We start from the raw sequence: 17,785 nt of genomic DNA, 5'->3' as shown, positions 1-17,785 counted from the left end.
TCGAACTGAGGGTTGTAAGAAGGCTGGATCGTGTGATACATTTCTATTCAATAGTTTGAAATTTTTCGAACTGTAATTCGTATCGGCTTATAACCATCAGGAGGTTCACCATGACTACATTGTTAAACAATTATTTCCGTTTATTTGACGCTTCTCGTACGGATGTGCGTGCGATGCAGGATTTACTGTCCCTGTTCACACCGGATGCTGAGATTGTGTTAAACGGCACCAGCAGAAGAGGATTTGAAGGTTTTATGAAAGCATTCTATGAGTACAACATGGACGTCAAACATATGTGGGACGGGTGGGTGCTGCAGCCGGACGGCAGCTATCAGACGAACTGGGCCGTATGTGGACAAGCTGCTGATGGGGCGGTATATGCAAAAACAGGGATTGATACCGCCCGCCTGAATGATGAGGGACAGATTATGTATCTGGAAAATGTGCAGGACGACAAGGATGCATTCAGTAAATATAATCAATAATGCATTTATAAGTAGTGAAAAAACAGGTGCCCTTTCATTTCAAGGGCACCTGTTTTTTTGCAATTTATTTCTGAGGCATCGTTTTATTTTGAAAAGCAGCGATATCCGCATACTCCTCTTCGAACTTGCGGGAGATCCGGATGAAGATCGGCAGCAATTCCCGGTAGATGCGGACGCTGTCCGGGTCAGGCTGATGACGATGCGTGGATCCAATCATGCCGGATACGGCGCTCAGGGAATCAATGCGGCCAAGCGCGTACAATCCCAATACGGCTGCACCAAGGCAGGAGCTCTCAATGCTTTCAGGGATGATCACATCCTGGTCGAAAATATCGGCCATCATCTGCCGCCATAATTCGGAGCGGGCGAAGCCGCCAGTGGCCTGAATTTTGGTGGGACGGCCGATCTTCTCCTCAATAGCCAGCATGACGGTATACAGATTGAACAATACACCTTCCAGGGCGGCTCGGATCATGTGCTCCTTCTTATGATGAAGTGTCAGACCGAAGAACGAGCCGCGGGCATTCGGATTCCAGAGCGGAGCCCGCTCACCTGTCATATACGGATGGAAGAGCAGCCCTTCCGATCCAGGCGGTACATTTTCCGCGACACGCGTGAGCACTTCATAAGGATCGATGCCGAGTCGCTTCGCTGTCTCTACCTCAGAAGCCGCAAACTCGTCCCGAATCCAGCGGAAAATGACCCCGCCATTGTTCACGGGCCCGCCAATCACCCACGCATCCTCGGTGAGCGCGTAACAGAAGAAACGTCCTTTCGGATCGGTAACTGGTTTGTCCACGACCGTACGAATCGCTCCGCTGGTGCCGATGGTCACCGCCACAACGCCAGGATCAATCGCGTTAACGCCGAGATTGGAGAGCACGCCGTCACTTGCCCCGATGACAAATGGCGTCTTGTCCGCAATACCCATTTCCTTGGCGTACTCCGGGTTCAACCCCTGCTTGAGTACGTAAGTGGTCGGCACAAGCCGGGATAGATGGTCTACTGTAATTCCCGCCACATGCAGCGCTCCCTCATCCCAGTCCAGTTTCTCCAGATTCATCATGCCGGTAGCAGACGCCATGGAGTGGTCGATCACGTATTCATTGAACAGCTTGAAGAATACATATTCTTTCATGGAGATGAATTTATGGGTCTGCTTGAACAGTTCCGGCTGTTCCCGGGTTAGCCACATGATTTTGGTCAGTGGTGACATCGGATGAATGGGCGTCCCTGTTCTCAGATAGATTTCGTGACCGTTCATTTCGGTTTTGAGTGCTTCCGTCCATTCCGCGCTGCGATTGTCTGCCCACGTCATGGCGCGCATCAGCGGTTTGCCGTGCTCGTCAACAGGCAGGATGCTGTGCATCGCCGAACTGAACGATACAAACAAAATTTCATCCGGTTTGATACCCGCCTTGGAGGTCGCCTGTTTAACGGATTCTACGACGGCTTGGAAAATATCGTCCGCATCCTGCTCTGCAATCGCAGGGGTGGGGGTATATAGCGGATAATCAGCACCACCCTGAGCCACGATGGAGCCGTTTTGTTCAAACAATACGGCCTTGGTGGATGTGGTGCCGATATCTACGCCGATCATATACGGTGAAGAAGCCATTTTGTCATCCCTCTTTCTCTGGAGCATCTGGTATTAATCTATAGATAAGAATATCAGACTTGAGGGATGGATCAAAATGCGGACAGCTTAATCCTTCACGGCTCCTGCGGCAATGTCCGAAATGAACTGGCGGCTGATGAACAGGAACATAATGATAAGTGGAATAACCGCAAGCAGTGTACCGGCGATGACCATCGCGTAATCCGTATTGTACAGCCCGTTTAATTGCGAGAGGGCAATCTGCAGCGTGTATTTCCGTTCATCCGTCAGGACGATGAGCGGCCACAGGTAGTCATTCCACACCCCGATAAAGGTAAATGCACCGAGAAACGCAAACGCAGGTCGTAGGATGGGCAGCGCCACATTCCAATAGAGACGGAAGAAATTACAGCCGTCGATCCGGCCCGCATCGAGCAGGTCATTCGGGATGGACTCTGTGGCATACTGCCGAATCCAGAAAATGCCGAAGGCATTCACCATGCCCGGGATAATAAGGGCCTTGAAGGAACCGACCCAACCGAACGTGGCCATGAGCACGAAGGAAGGCACAAGCGACAGCTGGGATGGCACCATCATGGTGGCGAGCAGCAGGACGAAAAGCCACTTTTTGCCCGGAAATTCAAACTTCGCAAACGCAAAACCCGCCAATGAGTCAAAGAACAGCACGAGCACGGTCACCATGCCGGATACAAACAATGTGTTGACAAATGCACCCCAGAAGTCAATTTGCTGCAGCACCCGGCTGATATTATTCCACAGTTCTCCCCCGAACCAGAGCTGGGGCGGAAATGCGTAAATGTCGGACGTCGTCCGGGTGGACATTACAATTAGCCAATAGAACGGGAACATGGAAATGAGCATGCCCCCGATAAGACCGGTATACAACACCAGCGATTTGAGGTATTTGGACGTCATGAGCGCTCCCCCCTTGTCACATCAGGATGACTTGCCTTGAACAAGCTTCCAGTTCACGATGGAGAACAGGGCGATAATGAGGAACATGCCCCAACCCACCGCTGCACCATATCCGAAGTAGTTGTTGATGAACGATTCACGGTAAAGGTACAGAACGATGGTCATCCCGGCCGCGCCTGCACCGCCATCGTTGCCCACGAGAATCTGGGGTTCGGTGAACAGCTGCATGCCGCCAATCGTTGAGGTGATCACCGTGAACAGAATCACGGGCCGCAGCATCGGAATCGTAATCCGGAAGAAGGACTGTATCCCGGATGCGCCGTCAATTTTTGCTGCTTCATACAAGGTTTGCGGAATACTCTGGAGTCCAGCCAGGTAAATGACCGCGTTGTACCCCGTCCAGCGCCACACCACCATGGAGGAGATCGCCACTTTAATACCCCAAGGGGCATTAAGCCATTCCACGACTGGAAGCCCGACCGACTGCAGGAGATAGTTGAGAAAGCCATAGTTGTTGGCAAACAGTGCACCGAAGATGATCGCCACGGCTACGATGGACGTAACGTTCGGCAGGAAGTAACCGACCCGAAACAGTGTACGGAACTTCACGAACGGTGCATGCAGCAAAAAGGCGACAATAAGGGCGAAGAACAGCATGGGAATGGTGGAGTATATCCAGATCATGAACGTATTGCCCACCGCCTGCCAGAACTCGGCATCCGTCAGCATGTATTTAAAATTATTCAGCCCATTGTAGGTCATTACGCCAATGCCGTCCCATTTGTGGAAAGCCAGGTACAACGAGAATCCGATGGGAAACAGGCCAAACACGGCAAACAGAATATAAAACGGTGAGATCGCAGCATATAGGGCACGATGCTCCCAAATTTGAGATAGGAGAGATTTCTTCCGATCCAGGTCCGGATGCACGGCTCCGGGTTCGGGAGTGAGATGGGGTTCGGTTACAGCCATATGAATTCCTCCTTATGCGGATATCGAACACACACGTTCTTCAGGTTAACGCTGGAGTTCCCGCTCAACGCGGTGTACGGTATCGGTCCAGACCTGCTTGGGATCGGCATTTTGCTTCGCGACATCATTCAGGCGTCGGGTAATAATGTTGTGTACCGATGGATAACGTTCACCAAAAAAAGCGTCCGGAACATGCTGTGCCGATTCGGCAAATACAGGCCCTGTCGCCTGTCCGCCGAAGAAGGGCTCCTCTTCTTTCATTGCAGGGGAATTGAACACGCCCGGTGCGGAAGGGAAGAGGTTCAACGTCTGATATTGCTCCAGCTGATTTTCCGGACTCTGCAGCCAGCGCACCAGCTCGAAGGCTTCCTGAGGATGCTCGCTGGACTTCAGAATGGACAGGAACGAACCGCCGTTATTACCGTCTCCGCCAGGGGCTCGAGCCACCCGCCATTTACCCGATGTATCTGGCGCAGCCTCCTGCAGCACCTGTTTCATCCAGACGGCACCCACGAAGGACGCAATTTCCCCATTGTTCATCGCTGCATTCCAGCCTGGAGTCCAGCCATCTGCATTCGCCAGCAATCCCTTTTGCTTGAAATCAATGGACGTATCCCAGCTTGTTCGTACCAGAGGAGAATCCATGCCGATAAACGAACCATCCGGGCGGAAATAGCGCTCAGCTCCTTGAGATAAGACCTGGTTGTAAACGCTTCCAATGTTATCGGTCAGAAATACCTTGCCCCCAAGTTTTTCCTTGATCTGTTCGCCTGCTGCGGCATATGCTTCCCAGCTATTCAGCTGACGGGTCACATCCTCAGGTTCGAAAGGAAGTCCGGCCTCCTTGAAGAGGTCTGCCCGGTAAAAGAGAGCTGTCGGTCCCGTATCCATCGGGAAACCGATCATCTGTCCGCTTGGCGTAACGCCCTGCTTCCATTTCCACTCCAGGTATTGGTCTTTGACGTCCCCTGCGCCAAGATCATACAGATTATAAAAACGGTCCTCGCTGGGGAAAAGTTCCATAATCCAGTCGTTTAGTGCGACAATATCGGGCTCGCCTGATTTGGCTGCCAGCGTTGTCTTGAGCTTTGCCTTGAAATCACCGCCGATCTTCTGGGCTGTCAGTTCAATATTGGGGAACTGTTCCCTGGCCTTGGCAATCAGCTTATCATCAATGGAACGGTTCCAGTACCATAGTGTAAGCGCCACCTTTTTGTTGTTCGCAGAATCGTCTTGTCCCGGCCAGATGGAGCATCCGCTTATGAGCAGGACGCAGACCATCAGGATGGCTGTCCAGCAGGTTCTTTTCCGGCGGATCATGTGCACAACCCCCTCATCGTTAAGTTCGAGGCATGAAGTACTTTGGACTACTACAACATCATTCTATGAGCAGTTTATAAACTCATACCCAATATTCCAAAAATGAAACACAAATTTGTGTCGGTTTCGTATCCTAATTTTATTAGTTACTTTAGAAACAAAAGTTACTTGACACAATAAAATTTTTATTTTAAACTTGCTTACATAAAGTAACTAATGATGATGACAATAATATAGATACGTACTATAACCGTCCAGTGATCTATTTTCGGTCTGGATGCGAATCAATCAGCATATAAAATGGCTTAACAGGAGGAACGAATCATTATGATCAATTCACATATTATTCAACTGCTTGCCCCCAAAATTCAGACTTTTCCGAGTGGAAAAGAATTCATATACCTGGTTGGACCGATTAAGCTTCCGGTCAATCTGGATGGAGAGACGCGCACATTCCAGTGGTACAGCTGGCTGAAATCGGATAAGGTCATGGACAGCGGCGAGCTAATTGAGTCGCTGGCTACGGCTGAACTTGCAGAGCGTCAGCAATCGAGTGTACTCGTGTACGGAGATTTTGCCGAAGCGCAGGAAGCGCTGATCCGGATGCACAGCATCTGCCATACAGGCGATATTTTTGGCAGCAAACGCTGTGATTGTGGCTTCCAGCTGGAGCAATCCATGAAAATGATCGCAGCCCATGGGGCGGGTGCCTTGTTCTACCTGGCGAACCATGAAGGCCGCGGTATTGGTCTGTTCAGCAAAGCGATGGCTTACATTTTGCAAGAAGAAGGTCTGGATACGGTAGATGCCAACCTTCAGCTTGGCTTTACGGATGATGCTCGTAACTATGATGATGCGATTGCCGTATTGCGTGCACTGCGTTCCGCACCCGTTACTCTGATCACCAACAATCCGCGTAAGCTGGCTGCACTGCAGGAAGCGGGACTGAATGTAGGCGGGCGTGTGCCGTTGTGGGGCGATCGCTCGGCGTTCAACGAGAAATACCTGCAGACCAAAGTGAGTCGTTCGGGTCACTTGGCAGAGAACGATGGCTGGGCAGGGGCAGATGTACTGCTTCCACATGCGCAGGCTTAACGTATAGTCCGTATGTGTTAAATACAGCATGATTTTTCGATGGAAAATGTCATGTTGCTATAACCGACAGACTGGCTGTTGTTGTTCACTTCTTCGGGGGTGCACGACAACGGCCTTTTTGTGTTAAATACAGAGCATTACACGCTATGGGGATTGCCTTTCCATGATTGGCCCTGCTTGCCGATCTACCATGCGGATTATACAATATAGGCAATCTGAATGATGCAGGAGGAACGATGGTGCCATTTGAGGGACAGAGCATGTTACCCGCTGCCAAGAGCATGAAGCAGTTCGAAGCGATTATTGATGGCCCTTACACCTATGGGGTTATGCTGGATACTCATATTGCCCAGCTGGAGAGTTTGCTGGATGAAGCACGGCGGCGAAGCAAAAAAATCCTGCTGCATGCCGATCTGGTCCAAGGGCTGAAGAACGATGAGTACGCTGCAGAATATTTGTGTCAGCATATTCGTCCGGCGGGATTGATCTCTACGCGGGCGACGGTGATTCAAAAGGCAAAACAAAAGGGGATCACTGCCATTCAGCGGGTGTTTCTGCTGGATACGAATGCCTTGGAGAAAAGTTATCAACTGCTGGCGAAGACGCAGCCGGATTATATTGAAGTGCTTCCTGGCGTTATTCCGCATATTATTACCGAGGTGGCGGAACGGACAGGAATCCCCATTATTGCCGGAGGACTGATTCGATCTGCCAAAGAGGTTGAGCTGGCGCTGGAGGCTGGGGCAACAGCAGTGACCACGTCCAATTTTGACCTGATCCGACATTTTGGGGAATCGCTTACAGAACCGAAACAGTAGCATAAACTTAATAAATTTATTGCATCCGTCAATCAAGCAAGCACACGTGAAATTGAATGATGCAATATGCTAGGAGGTTGTCGATATGGAAAAGTATATTATGGCTCTGGATCAGGGGACAACGAGTTCCCGGGCCATTCTGTTTAACCGCCATGGGGAGATTGTACATATTGCGCAGCAGGAGTTCCCGCAGTATTTCCCTAAGCCGGGCTGGGTCGAACAGAATGCAAATGAAATCTGGAGCTCCATTCTTGCGGTTATGGCTTCATGCTTAGCAGAGAGTGGAATTAAGCCTTCCCAGATTGCCGGAATCGGGATTACAAATCAGCGCGAGACAGTGGTGGTGTGGGACAAAGAAACGGGCCGCCCCATCTACAATGCTGTAGTCTGGCAGTCGAGACAAACTGCTGATATTTGTGAAGAGCTGAAATCGAAGGGGCTGGCTGACCTTTTTCGTGAGAAAACGGGGCTGCTCATTGATCCCTATTTTTCCGGTACCAAAGTGAAGTGGATTCTGGACCATGTACCAGGAGCACGGGAACGCGCTGGAACAGGGGAATTGCTATTCGGCACGATCGACAGCTGGCTGATCTGGAAGCTTAGCGGAGGTACACATGTGACAGACATATCCAATGCCTCCCGTACGTTGATGTACAACATTTATGATTTGCAATGGGATGACGAGCTGCTGGGTATTCTTGATATCCCAAAAGCGATGCTGCCTGAAGTACGGGGTTCCTCAGAGGTGTACGCACACACGATGGATTATCATTTCTTCGGCCACCGGGTTCCAATTGCTGGCGCAGCGGGGGATCAGCAAGCAGCCCTGTTCGGTCAGGGGTGTTATCAGAAGGGCAGTATGAAAAACACATATGGTACCGGGTGCTTCATGCTCATGAATACCGGGGAAGATCCAGTGAAGTCGGACCATGGACTCATCACAACGATTGCCTGGGGTGTTAACGGCAAAGTGGAGTATGCACTCGAAGGCAGCATTTTTGTGGCAGGCTCCGCCATTCAATGGCTGCGTGACGGATTAAGGATGCTGCGCTCCTCCAAGGATAGTGAGGATTATGCTGCACGGGTCCCTTCTACAGACGGTGTGTACATGGTGCCAGCCTTCGTGGGACTTGGTAGTCCGTATTGGGATAGTGAGGTGAAGGGCGCTGTATTTGGTCTGACCAGGGGGACCACAAAGGAGCACTTTATCCGTGCCACACTTGAAGCGTTGGCATATCAAACCAGGGATGTGCTGGCGGCTATGGAGTCGGACTCGGGCATTGCTGTCCATTCATTGCGTGTCGATGGCGGCGCGGCAGCCAATGACTTTCTAATGCAATTCCAGAGCGACATTCTGGGGGTTCCGGTAGAGCGCCCTACGGTGAACGAGACAACGGCTCTGGGGGCAGCTTATTTGGCAGGTCTTGCCGTAGGTTACTGGGAAAGTGCCGATGAGCTGAAAGATCATGAGAATACGGAACGTGTGTTCAACCCGCTGATGGCGGAGGATACTAGAAATGATCTGTACGCAGGCTGGCAGCGAGCAGTGAAAGCAGCGATGGCTTTCTAATGAGTAGGGATATGAAGAGATGGTCATTTGTACTTTTTCATTAAACAAATTCAAAAGATGATAATTACTGGTGGAAAATGATGCATAACTTACAGGGGATATTTTCCTGGGGAACGAAATCTATATATCCACTATTAGTAAAATAAAAAGGTTAGTGGATCAGTTTGAAATTACATCCTTGGGCAGAACAATTTTTTGAAATTTTTTTGAATAATGTGTCATTTCAGGCCTTCACGCCGCTCAAAATGTGTGATAGGATTAAGACACAAGTTAAAAAATGATGTCTGGAGATCGGGAGAGACCACGTACCGCTCAGCAATTGCTGCAGCGAATGACGTGGTCTTTTTTTGTTCTTTTTGTAGGAATTGTATAGAGAAAATAAAGGCAATGAATGGGAGGCATACCGATGACTTCACCTTTCTCGGCAGCACTACGCGGGGATTATCTTCAATCCATGGCGAATGCACATTTTGACATATTGGTCCTAGGCGGAGGGATTACAGGGACAGGCATTGCCCTTGATGCAGCGTCCCGCGGACTGAAGACCGCGCTGGTTGAAATGCAGGATTTTGCAGCGGGTACGTCCAGCCGTTCGACCAAACTGGTACACGGTGGCTTAAGATATCTGAAGCAGTTTGAAGTGAAAATGGTGGCTGAGGTAGGGCGCGAACGGGCCATTGTGTATGAAAATGGACCTCATGTGACGACACCGGAGCCGATGCTCCTGCCCATCTATACGGGAGGTACGTTTGGGCGCTTCAGTACGTCCATTGGCCTGATGGTGTATGACCGTCTCGCAGGAGTGAAGCGCAGCGAACGTCGTACGATGCTGAACGCCGGAGCTGTCTCGGATAGCGAACCTTTGCTGCGCCGAGAGGGATTGCTGGGGGGTGGGTTATATGTGGAATATCGGACGGACGATGCACGGCTTACCATTGAAGTAATGAAAGAGGCGGTTAAGCGCGGGGCTCAAGCTGTGAATTATGTAAAAGCAGACGGATTCGTGAAGGAAAACGGCAGGGTCATCGGCATCCAGGCCACAGACCAGGTCACAGGTCAATCTGTTCAATTGAGGGCAAACAAGGTTATCAATGCTTCGGGCCCATGGGTGGATGAGCTTCGCGAGATAGACGGTTCACGGCAGGGCAAGACACTGCAAATGACCAAAGGCATTCATCTGGTGTTCGACGGATCGAGGTTTCCCCTTCGGCAGGCTGTATATTTTGATACCCCTGATGGACGGATGGTCTTCGCGGTTCCGCGTGATGGCAAAACATATGTGGGTACCACCGATACGGTCTTCCGAGATGACCCGGCACATCCTCTCATCTCTGAATCAGATCGGGATTATGTGATTGATGCGGTAAACGGCATGTTTCCGGATGTCCGTATCCGTGCCGAAGATGTGGAGTCGGGATGGGCGGGTGTACGTCCGTTAATCCATGAGGAAGGCAAGAATCCTTCCGAAATATCACGCAAGGATGAAGTATGGGTCTCCCCCTCCGGGCTGATCACGATTGCGGGAGGCAAACTGACCGGGTATCGTAAAATGGCTGAAATGGTCGTTGATCTGGCTGCACGTCAGCTGCAGCAGGAGACGGGTCAATCCATTGGTCCGTGCATGACGAAGAAGATGCCAATTTCCGGGGGGGACGTTGGTGGCTCGGCAGGGTATTCGGTCTATGTAGAGCGCAAAATCAAGGATGGGGTAGCTCTTGGACTGGATCGGTCTGCCGCAGAGCGGCTGGCTCGTACGTATGGTTCCAATGTGGATGCCCTTTATGACCGGTTGCCTGATCCACGGGCCAAGGCCGAGCTGCATGGCATGCCACAGGAACTGCTGCTCATGCTGAATTATGCGATTGAGGAAGAGATGGCGGTAACCCCGGCAGACTTCCTGGTGCGACGGACAGGGGATTTATTTTTCCGTATCCATGAGTTGCGCCAGTATAAGTCAGCAGTTATTCAGTACATGCATGACCGGCTATGCTGGACGGATGAGCAGAGAACAGGGTATGAACAAGAGCTGGACCGTTTGATATTGGGGGCATCTGGCAAATTATAATGCAGGATTTCGTATCCGGGGGTCGAATGGAACATGTAAGCGCGTAACAAAGAGAGGGGATTACATCCATGACGTTACAGATCGGCATCATCGGAACAGGCTGGTTCAGCAAAGTACATGCAGACATTTTGGCCCGAATGGAAGGCGTCCGTGTGGCAAGTGTGCTCGGGACCACTTTGGAGAAGGCTGAGGCCATGGCTTCCGTGTATGATGCAGCTGGCTACAGCGAGCTTGAACATATGTTGGATGGGGAGAAGCTGGATGCAGTATACATCTGCGTTCCGCCGATGTCTCATGGTTCGATTGAATCGGAACTGATTCGCCGCGGCATCCCTTTCCTCGTGGAGAAACCACTGAGTACAGGGATGGATATCCCGCGCAAAATTTTAGATCAGGTGAAAGATACAGGTTTGCTTACTTCCGTAGGTTATCATTTCCGCTATCAGGAAGCTGCGCAGGTGCTGCGTGGAGCCATGAAGGATCAGACGATCGGCATGGCACTTGGACGCTGGATGGGTGGTATGCCAGGAGTTGCCTGGTGGCGCCGACAGGATGGATCTGGAGGACAGTTTGTTGAACAGACCACACATATTGTAGATCTGCTTCGATACTGTGCAGGAGAAGTTACTGAGGTATATGCTGTAGCAGCCCAGCGTGTGATGCATGAAAAACACGACCATGTTACGGTAGCAGATGTGGCGAATGTGACGCTTAAGCTGGAGAGCGGTGCCATCGCGAGCATTGCCAATACATGCCTGCTGCCGGATGGAGAAGGCGGTGCCGGACTTCAGTTCTACACCGAAGCGGGAGTATGGGATTGGACACCGGAACGTCTGCTGCTGCCGAATGCTGCTGCCCACGCGATGGCAGGTCAGGAGATTCCAGCGGGACATAACCCGTATGAACGGGAGAACGAAGCATTCATTCATGCTCTTCGTACGGGTGATCGTACGCGGATTCTGTCTGATTATGGGGATGCCTGCCGTACACAGGAGATTACAACAGCAGCGCTGGCATCTGCCGATTCCGGTCTGGCGGTGCAGCTGAAGCCCGTCAAGAATCTCTCTCATTAATTCATTAAATAATCCAATGGAAATTCAAGAAAAAAGCCTGAATGGGAAGCTGATCGGAAGAAGATCAGCACCTATTCAGGCTTTTGGTGTTCTTAGATTAGAAGCGATCGGCCATGCTATCGTTTCAGCCAGTCGGAGGACCAGCCATAAATCTGATTGATGACCGGCTCAATAGCCTTGCCTTTGGGAGTCAGCTCGTATTCAACCCGTGGCGGGATTTCAGGATACATATGACGGGTTACGATGCCTTCCATCTCCATTTCCTTCAAACGCTCGGATAACAGACGGCCGCTAATGGCCATTTCCGCTTCCAGTTCTGTGAAGCGCTTGGGTCCGGAGAGCAGCTGATACATGATCAGCAGAACCCACTTCTTACCGATGATGTCCATGGCCTGTGTGATCAAACAGGGGCTTGGTGATTTTGCTTTTCTCAGCTTCAACGTATTCACCTCGATTCACGTAACAATGTTGGAATGGTTTAACTGTGTTGTATATAAAAAAGTGTCTGGCTTACCGCCACTGTGACGAAAAAAAAGGAAACATTCATTCATAAAGGGGTCAACAAAAATCCATGCAACAACCCTTTTGTATGTATTATACACTATTTATCAAAAAATTACTTGAATAAATAATCTTATTATTATATACTCACTTCATAAAAGTAAGTCAGTATCTAATAATACCTATCACGTGGAAATGGACCACTTTATCGGTTCACATGTTGACGTAAAATCGAGTTGTCGTAAGACGGCTTTTACATAGATAGCATCTTGCAGATTTGGAATTGATTTTGCAATGTGCAGCAGGCAAGATGCTCAAATTTTTCTTTTGATCTAACCTTTAGAATAGTTACAGGAGGAACATACATAATGAGAGTTATAGGATATATATTTCTGGTTGTGCTTGCAGGTGTATTTGTGATGACGGGGCTGAACAAAGTGATGGGTGCGGAGATGATGGTGCAGACCTTTGAAAGCTTCTCGTATCCGAAATGGACGATGTACCTGCTGGGCGCGGTGGAGCTGCTTAGTGCAGTCGGATTACTGATTCCTCGTACTCGCATGTTGGCAGCAGGTGTGCTGACATTTATTCTGATTGGTGCCCTCGGAAGTCATCTGATCTACGGACAATACGGGGCTGTTGTACTTCCGGGGATCCTGCTCGTTGCCAATATTGTTGTTCTGGCGATCGGTATGCGCAAGCTGGAGGAAGAAGAGGTCCTGGAAGTCATTCAGGCGTAACAGTAAAGTGGGCATATAAAATAGAGACATAGGAGGGCTGCTGTAATAACAGTAGCTCTTCTTTTAATCCTATCTTTTATCCAGGATACTCTCCTCCATATCAATGAATGGATAAAAAAAAGAAGAACCCACACATCACAAAGGGTTCTCTTGCAGTAGGACTTCCTCATAGGAAGATCTCCTGATTATAAATAATAAAATGAAATCGTATTATAGCAATTTCTTTAATTGGGAGACGCGTCCTTGGCTAATACCAAGCTTTTCCGCAATCTGCTGCTGAGCCAAACCAGGATTCTGTTCAACAATTTCTTTCATCTGTTGCAGCATGCGCGCCGTCTTGGGCCGCAGGTCAGGGTACTCAGTGCTGGCAGCTACCGTTCCCTCATCCCATGTGGGGGAAGAAACTTTGGCGGAATCGGAAGGAGGACGCTCCACGGCAGCAGGAGCCTGTTTGTTCTGAGGAACGAACCATTCGGGAGTGTCATCCGGGTGTTTTAATTGAACAGCACACGTCCGGCAGATGAATTGCTCTTTGAAATACATATCCGTATCCATATCACCGCAAAACACACACAACGTTGATTTGTACTTTCTCAAAATCAACTCTTTCCCTTCAATGAAAAACTCAAGCGGATCGCCGATATGGATTTCCATCGTATCCCGCATTTCTTTGGGAAGGACAATTCGTCCAAGGCGGTCCAGAGATCTCTTCATTCCGGTTCTTTTCATCGCATCTCCCCCGCAATATTCGCTTATAAAACATGTCCTTATTGTAAGGAAGAAAGGGCTTTAATACAACAATAATATTTCAAATAAAAGGGACAATTCCATCTATTATGGGAAAATAAGTTTAGATAGAATGGGCGCAACCGCCAAAGTGAACAATGCAGCCAGCACCATGGAGATACTGGAGATGGTTCCTGTCAGGGAACTGAGCTCAAAAGCTTTGGAGGTCCCTGTGCCGTGGGCACCCGTTCCGAGCAGCGTTCCGCGGGCAATTTCTCCATCAATGCGGAGCATTTTTACGATAGAAGGACCCATAATCGCCCCAAGCAAACCGGTCATGATGACAAAAACCGCTGTAACAGCGGGGATGCCCCCAATGGTAGCCGAGACGTTCATGGCAATCGGAGTTGTAATGGAGCGCGGAATCAGGCTGTGAATCAGCCCGGAGTCAAGCTGAAGCCACTTGGCCAGCAGGGCTGACGAGAGCACGGCAACCACCGATCCGGCCATGACACTGAAGACAATCTCGGATATATGCTTTTTGAGTACGTGGAAAAATGTATACAGAGGTACGGCAAAAGCTACCGTAGCGGGTTGAAGCAGAAGGCTCAGCCATTTGCCGCCGCTGCTGTAATCTGCATAATCCGTCCCGGTCGCAAGCAGAACGCCAACGACAAGCAGGGGCGTGATCAGCAGTGGAGACAGATAAACCTTGGGCAATTGACGATACATGCGTTTGGCGATCAAGTAAATACCGACAGTCAGCAACAGGCAGAGAAATCCAATCATCCGGTGTGACGCTCCTTTCGTTTGGCGATTCGTGTGGCAACCAGGCCGGTACAGGCCATAACCAGAAATGTGCTAAGCAGCACGATGAACAGAATCTGCAGTCCGTCATGCTCAAGCATGGGCATATAGTTCATGATGCCAACGGCTGAAGGAATGAAGAAAAGCAGTAGTTCTCCAAGCAGCCAGGCAGCTCCGACTTCAATCCAGCGCAGCTTCACGACCCGTGTCTGAAGCAAAATAAACAGCACGACCATACCGAGTATCGAACCCGGCACAGGCAAATGGAGAGCACGGGCCAACTGGTCCATGAGCAGTGAAAAGGCCATGAGGAGAGCAACCTGCAATATACCAAGTCCCCATTTTTTCACTTCGATTCCTCCTTATATGATCAACGTGAATGATTTGATTGTTTATGAAAATGAATGGAAACATTCTTTCTTGTTACAAATTTTACATCGCATTCTTTCATGAGTAAAATGCATATTAAGAATGTTTTCTATTCCATTTATCTATGGGAGGCTGGGATCAGACGATGGATATCCGCCATTTGCAATATTTTCTGGAAGTTGCCCGGCAGCAGAGCTTTACCAAGGCGGCTGAGGTTCTGTTTATCACCCAACCGACGATTAGCAAAACCGTCAAAAGCCTTGAAGATGAGCTCGGTGTTACACTGCTGGACCGGTATGGGAAGAAAGTCGAATTGACCGATGCGGGGCATGTCTTTTTCAGGCAGGCACTTGAAATTGAGAAGTCGTTTCGCAGTTTGTCGTCCGAACTCGATGATCTGATGAACCTGAAGAAGGGACATCTGCGTATCGGACTGCCGCCCATGGTCGGCTCCAGCTTCTTCCCCATGATTATCGGTGAATTTCATAAGGCCTACCCGCAAGTGAGCATTCAACTGTTTGAGGATGGAGCCAAGAAGGTCGAGGCTGATGTCATCAGTGGTGCACTGGATATTGGTGTGGCTGTGCTGCCGACCGTGGATGAGCTCATCGATCATTTTGTTTTTGTGGAGGAAAAGCTGAATCTGCTCGTCCATCCTTCACATCCGCTTGCGGGAAAAGAGTCGGTTGCTCTGCGTGAACTGGAGCATGATGCATTCGTGCTGTTCAGGGAGGATTTCGCCCTGCATGATCGCATCATTGCTGCCTGTCAGCATGTAGGATTTCAGCCCAGGGTCGTCTATGAGAGCTCCCAGTGGGATCTGCTCAGCGCAATGGTTGCTGCCAATCTAGGGGTGGCGTTGCTGCCGGAGACCATCTGCCGTGAAGTGGATCATATGCGTGTACGCATTATGCCGGTTGTGGAACCCGTGATCCCTTGGCAGCTCGGCATGATCTGGCGCAAGGACCGATATCTGTCTTTTGCCACCCGGGAATGGATCGGTTTCACCAAGGCAATGTTGAGCGAAGAACGGAAATAGAAATTACTTCATTTCGTTGTTACAATGAGAGCAGAATAATGATGGAGGTGGAGAAACATGAAATTGCGGGTATCCGCTGTACAGTACCAATTGCAAACCATCAGCTCCTTTGAGCAGTTTGCTGCTCAAGCCGAGCATTACATACGGACAGCCGACGAATTCGGAACGGAATTTGTGCTGTTTCCTGAATTTTTTACAACGCAGCTCATGTCCATTGGTGACGGTCAAGGCAACGCCCTGACCATTGAGGATTTGCCGGATTTCACGGAGCAATATGAACAGCTGTTCATTTCACTGGCTGCAAAGTACAACATGCATCTGATCGGGGGAACCCATGTCATCCGTCGTGAAGGGAAATTGTATAATACCGCCCACATGTTCTATCCTGATGGCCGTATTGCACGCCAGGCCAAGATCCATATTACACCGACCGAAGTACAGGAATGGAACATGGCACCGGGTGATGGCCTTGAAGTATTCGACACAGATAAAGGCAGAATTGCGATGTTAACCTGTTACGATATTGAGTTCCCGGAAATTGTGCGTATGGCAAAGGCAAAAGGGGCTGACGTTATTTTCTGTCCGTCCTGTACAGATGACCGTCACGGATTCTATCGGGTGCGCTATACCAGTCATGCCCGTGCTGTGGAGAACCAGGTTTATGTTGTACTGACCGGAACGGTGGGCAATCTGCCGACAGTCGACTTCATGCGTGCCAACTACGGACAGGCTGCCATTATTACGCCGAATGATGTCCCGTTCCCGCCGCGCGGCATTCTGGCTGAAGGTGAGATTAACGATGATATGATCGTAACGGCTGATCTGGATCTGGATTTGCTCTACGAAGTACGTGAGCGCGGATCTGTAACGACATGGCGTGACCGCCGCACCGATCTGTATACAGACTGGGAGTAGGCTTTTGATTGAGGAATGACCAGTAACAGCAGGAGCTGTTGTAAGGAGGAGATGATCAGCATGTATCAAAAAGAGATGTTGATTACCGGTCCGGATCGACACGGTAAGCCCGTAAGGACAGTCGTTCGTACGTATCAGGAGGCTGATTTCGATGAACTGATTCGTATCCAGGCCGAGAGCTTCCCTCCGCCTTATCCGGAAGAGCTGCTCTGGAACCATGAACAGCTTGCCAGCCATGTAGCCCACTACCCGGAGGGGGCCATCTGCATTGAGGTGGATGGCGAGCTGGCGGGATCGATGACCTCGCTGCGCATGCAATGGGACCCTTCACATCCGGCAGGACACACTTGGGTTGAAGTGACGGATGATGGGTACATCCGCAATCATCAGCCGGATGGCAACACGCTCTACATCGTTGATCTCTGTGTGCGGCCAAAATACCGCAAATGGGGATTGGCGCAGCTCATGATGCAGGCCATGTACCATCTGGTCATTGCACAGGGACTTGACCGGCTGCTCGGTGCCGGAAGAATGCCCGGATACCATCTGGTGGCAGATGAAATGACGGCTGAATCGTATCTGGAGCAGGTGGTATCCGGCGAGAAACACGATCCGGTGATCTCATTCCTGCTGCGCTGCGGCCGGTTGCCAGTTGGCGTAGCAACGGATTATCTGGATGATGAGGAGTCCTGCAACTATGCGGCTCTCATGGAATGGCGCAATCCGTTCAAGTCATAATGCACATTTATCATTGGAG

Annotated in this window: 18 protein-coding genes; 10 read left to right on the top strand and 8 right to left on the bottom strand. The window is 50.1% G+C overall.

The window, feature by feature from the left end; genetic code table 11:
- Nucleotides 1-110: 110 nt before the first annotated feature.
- Nucleotides 111-485 carry a nuclear transport factor 2 family protein gene (locus ABGV42_RS28825; protein WP_347384788.1) on the top strand — a complete coding sequence of 125 codons (375 nt, stop codon included), beginning with the start codon at nt 111-113 and terminating at the stop codon, nt 483-485.
- A gap of 64 nt (nt 486-549) precedes the next feature.
- On the opposite strand, the gene gntK is transcribed toward ABGV42_RS28825, so the two are convergent.
- From gntK to ABGV42_RS28805, 4 genes are all read right to left on the bottom strand, one after another.
- Nucleotides 550-2,103, bottom strand: a complete 1,554-nt coding sequence (gene gntK / locus ABGV42_RS28820) for a gluconokinase (RefSeq protein ID WP_347384787.1) — start codon at nt 2,101-2,103, stop codon at nt 550-552.
- Nucleotides 2,104-2,190: 87 nt separating this feature from the next.
- Nucleotides 2,191-3,018 carry a carbohydrate ABC transporter permease gene (locus tag ABGV42_RS28815; RefSeq protein WP_095290931.1) on the bottom strand — a complete coding sequence of 276 codons (828 nt, stop codon included), beginning with the start codon at nt 3,016-3,018 and terminating at the stop codon, nt 2,191-2,193.
- 21 nt (nt 3,019-3,039) lie between these two features.
- A complete protein-coding gene (locus ABGV42_RS28810; protein WP_347384786.1) occupies nt 3,040-3,990 on the bottom strand; it encodes a carbohydrate ABC transporter permease in 951 nt (316 codons plus the stop codon).
- Nucleotides 3,991-4,035: 45 nt separating this feature from the next.
- Nucleotides 4,036-5,310, bottom strand: a complete 1,275-nt coding sequence (locus ABGV42_RS28805; RefSeq protein WP_431523700.1) for an ABC transporter substrate-binding protein — start codon at nt 5,308-5,310, stop codon at nt 4,036-4,038.
- 327 nt (nt 5,311-5,637) lie between these two features.
- Here ABGV42_RS28805 and ABGV42_RS28800 point away from each other — a divergent pair, with 327 nt between their 5' ends.
- The 5 genes from ABGV42_RS28800 (at nt 5,638) to ABGV42_RS28780 (ending at nt 11,931) form a co-directional block, all read left to right on the top strand.
- Nucleotides 5,638-6,405, top strand: coding sequence for a GTP cyclohydrolase II (locus ABGV42_RS28800; protein ID WP_347384785.1), 768 nt, complete (start codon nt 5,638-5,640; stop codon nt 6,403-6,405).
- Between the two features lie 239 nt (nt 6,406-6,644).
- A complete protein-coding gene (locus ABGV42_RS28795; RefSeq protein ID WP_347385235.1) occupies nt 6,645-7,223 on the top strand; it encodes a glycerol-3-phosphate responsive antiterminator in 579 nt (192 codons plus the stop codon).
- An 85-nt stretch (nt 7,224-7,308) separates the two neighbouring features.
- Nucleotides 7,309-8,793 (top strand): glycerol kinase GlpK, encoded by a 1,485-nt coding sequence (gene glpK / locus ABGV42_RS28790; RefSeq protein ID WP_347384784.1) that lies wholly within the window; start codon nt 7,309-7,311, stop codon nt 8,791-8,793.
- Between the two features lie 406 nt (nt 8,794-9,199).
- Nucleotides 9,200-10,858: a glycerol-3-phosphate dehydrogenase/oxidase gene (locus tag ABGV42_RS28785; RefSeq protein ID WP_347384783.1), complete on the top strand. Its 1,659-nt coding sequence runs from the start codon at nt 9,200-9,202 to the stop codon at nt 10,856-10,858.
- A gap of 68 nt (nt 10,859-10,926) precedes the next feature.
- The gene (locus ABGV42_RS28780) at nt 10,927-11,931 is read left to right on the top strand and encodes a Gfo/Idh/MocA family protein (protein WP_347384782.1); all 1,005 of its coding nucleotides are present in this window, start codon (nt 10,927-10,929) and stop codon (nt 11,929-11,931) included.
- Nucleotides 11,932-12,047: 116 nt separating this feature from the next.
- Here the strand turns inward: ABGV42_RS28780 and ABGV42_RS28775 are convergent, their stop codons facing one another.
- Nucleotides 12,048-12,320: a winged helix-turn-helix transcriptional regulator gene (locus ABGV42_RS28775; protein ID WP_236146850.1), complete on the bottom strand. Its 273-nt coding sequence runs from the start codon at nt 12,318-12,320 to the stop codon at nt 12,048-12,050.
- Between the two features lie 480 nt (nt 12,321-12,800).
- Between ABGV42_RS28775 and ABGV42_RS28770 the strand changes: the two genes are divergently transcribed.
- Nucleotides 12,801-13,172 (top strand): DoxX family protein, encoded by a 372-nt coding sequence (locus ABGV42_RS28770; RefSeq protein ID WP_347384781.1) that lies wholly within the window; start codon nt 12,801-12,803, stop codon nt 13,170-13,172.
- A 210-nt stretch (nt 13,173-13,382) separates the two neighbouring features.
- On the opposite strand, the gene ABGV42_RS28765 is transcribed toward ABGV42_RS28770, so the two are convergent.
- The 3 genes from ABGV42_RS28765 to ABGV42_RS28755 all read right to left on the bottom strand — a co-directional run bounded on the left by ABGV42_RS28765 (nt 13,383) and on the right by ABGV42_RS28755 (nt 15,055).
- Complete coding sequence (locus ABGV42_RS28765; protein WP_347384780.1) at nt 13,383-13,901, bottom strand: AbrB/MazE/SpoVT family DNA-binding domain-containing protein; 519 nt, start codon at nt 13,899-13,901, stop codon at nt 13,383-13,385.
- A gap of 105 nt (nt 13,902-14,006) precedes the next feature.
- Nucleotides 14,007-14,687, bottom strand: a complete 681-nt coding sequence (locus tag ABGV42_RS28760; protein WP_347384779.1) for a CidB/LrgB family autolysis modulator — start codon at nt 14,685-14,687, stop codon at nt 14,007-14,009.
- Nucleotides 14,684-15,055: a CidA/LrgA family protein gene (locus ABGV42_RS28755; RefSeq protein WP_347384778.1), complete on the bottom strand. Its 372-nt coding sequence runs from the start codon at nt 15,053-15,055 to the stop codon at nt 14,684-14,686. Before ABGV42_RS28755 ends, ABGV42_RS28760 begins: the two co-directional genes overlap by 4 nt.
- Before the next feature lie 164 nt (nt 15,056-15,219).
- On the opposite strand from ABGV42_RS28755, the gene cidR reads away from it, so the two are divergent.
- Genes cidR through ABGV42_RS28740 form a run of 3 tightly spaced genes read left to right on the top strand, consistent with a single transcriptional unit; the run spans nt 15,220 to nt 17,766 of the window.
- Nucleotides 15,220-16,113 carry a cidABC operon transcriptional activator CidR gene (gene cidR / locus ABGV42_RS28750; protein WP_347384777.1) on the top strand — a complete coding sequence of 298 codons (894 nt, stop codon included), beginning with the start codon at nt 15,220-15,222 and terminating at the stop codon, nt 16,111-16,113.
- Between the two features lie 57 nt (nt 16,114-16,170).
- The gene (locus ABGV42_RS28745) at nt 16,171-17,028 is read left to right on the top strand and encodes a carbon-nitrogen hydrolase family protein (RefSeq protein WP_347384776.1); all 858 of its coding nucleotides are present in this window, start codon (nt 16,171-16,173) and stop codon (nt 17,026-17,028) included.
- A gap of 60 nt (nt 17,029-17,088) precedes the next feature.
- Nucleotides 17,089-17,766: a GNAT family N-acetyltransferase gene (locus tag ABGV42_RS28740; RefSeq protein ID WP_347384775.1), complete on the top strand. Its 678-nt coding sequence runs from the start codon at nt 17,089-17,091 to the stop codon at nt 17,764-17,766.
- Nucleotides 17,767-17,785: the final 19 nt, after the last annotated feature.

Source organism: Paenibacillus pabuli (assembly GCF_039831995.1).
GTDB classification, from domain to species: domain Bacteria; phylum Bacillota; class Bacilli; order Paenibacillales; family Paenibacillaceae; genus Paenibacillus; species Paenibacillus pabuli_C.
This window is presented reverse-complemented; position numbering and strand designations above follow the sequence as displayed.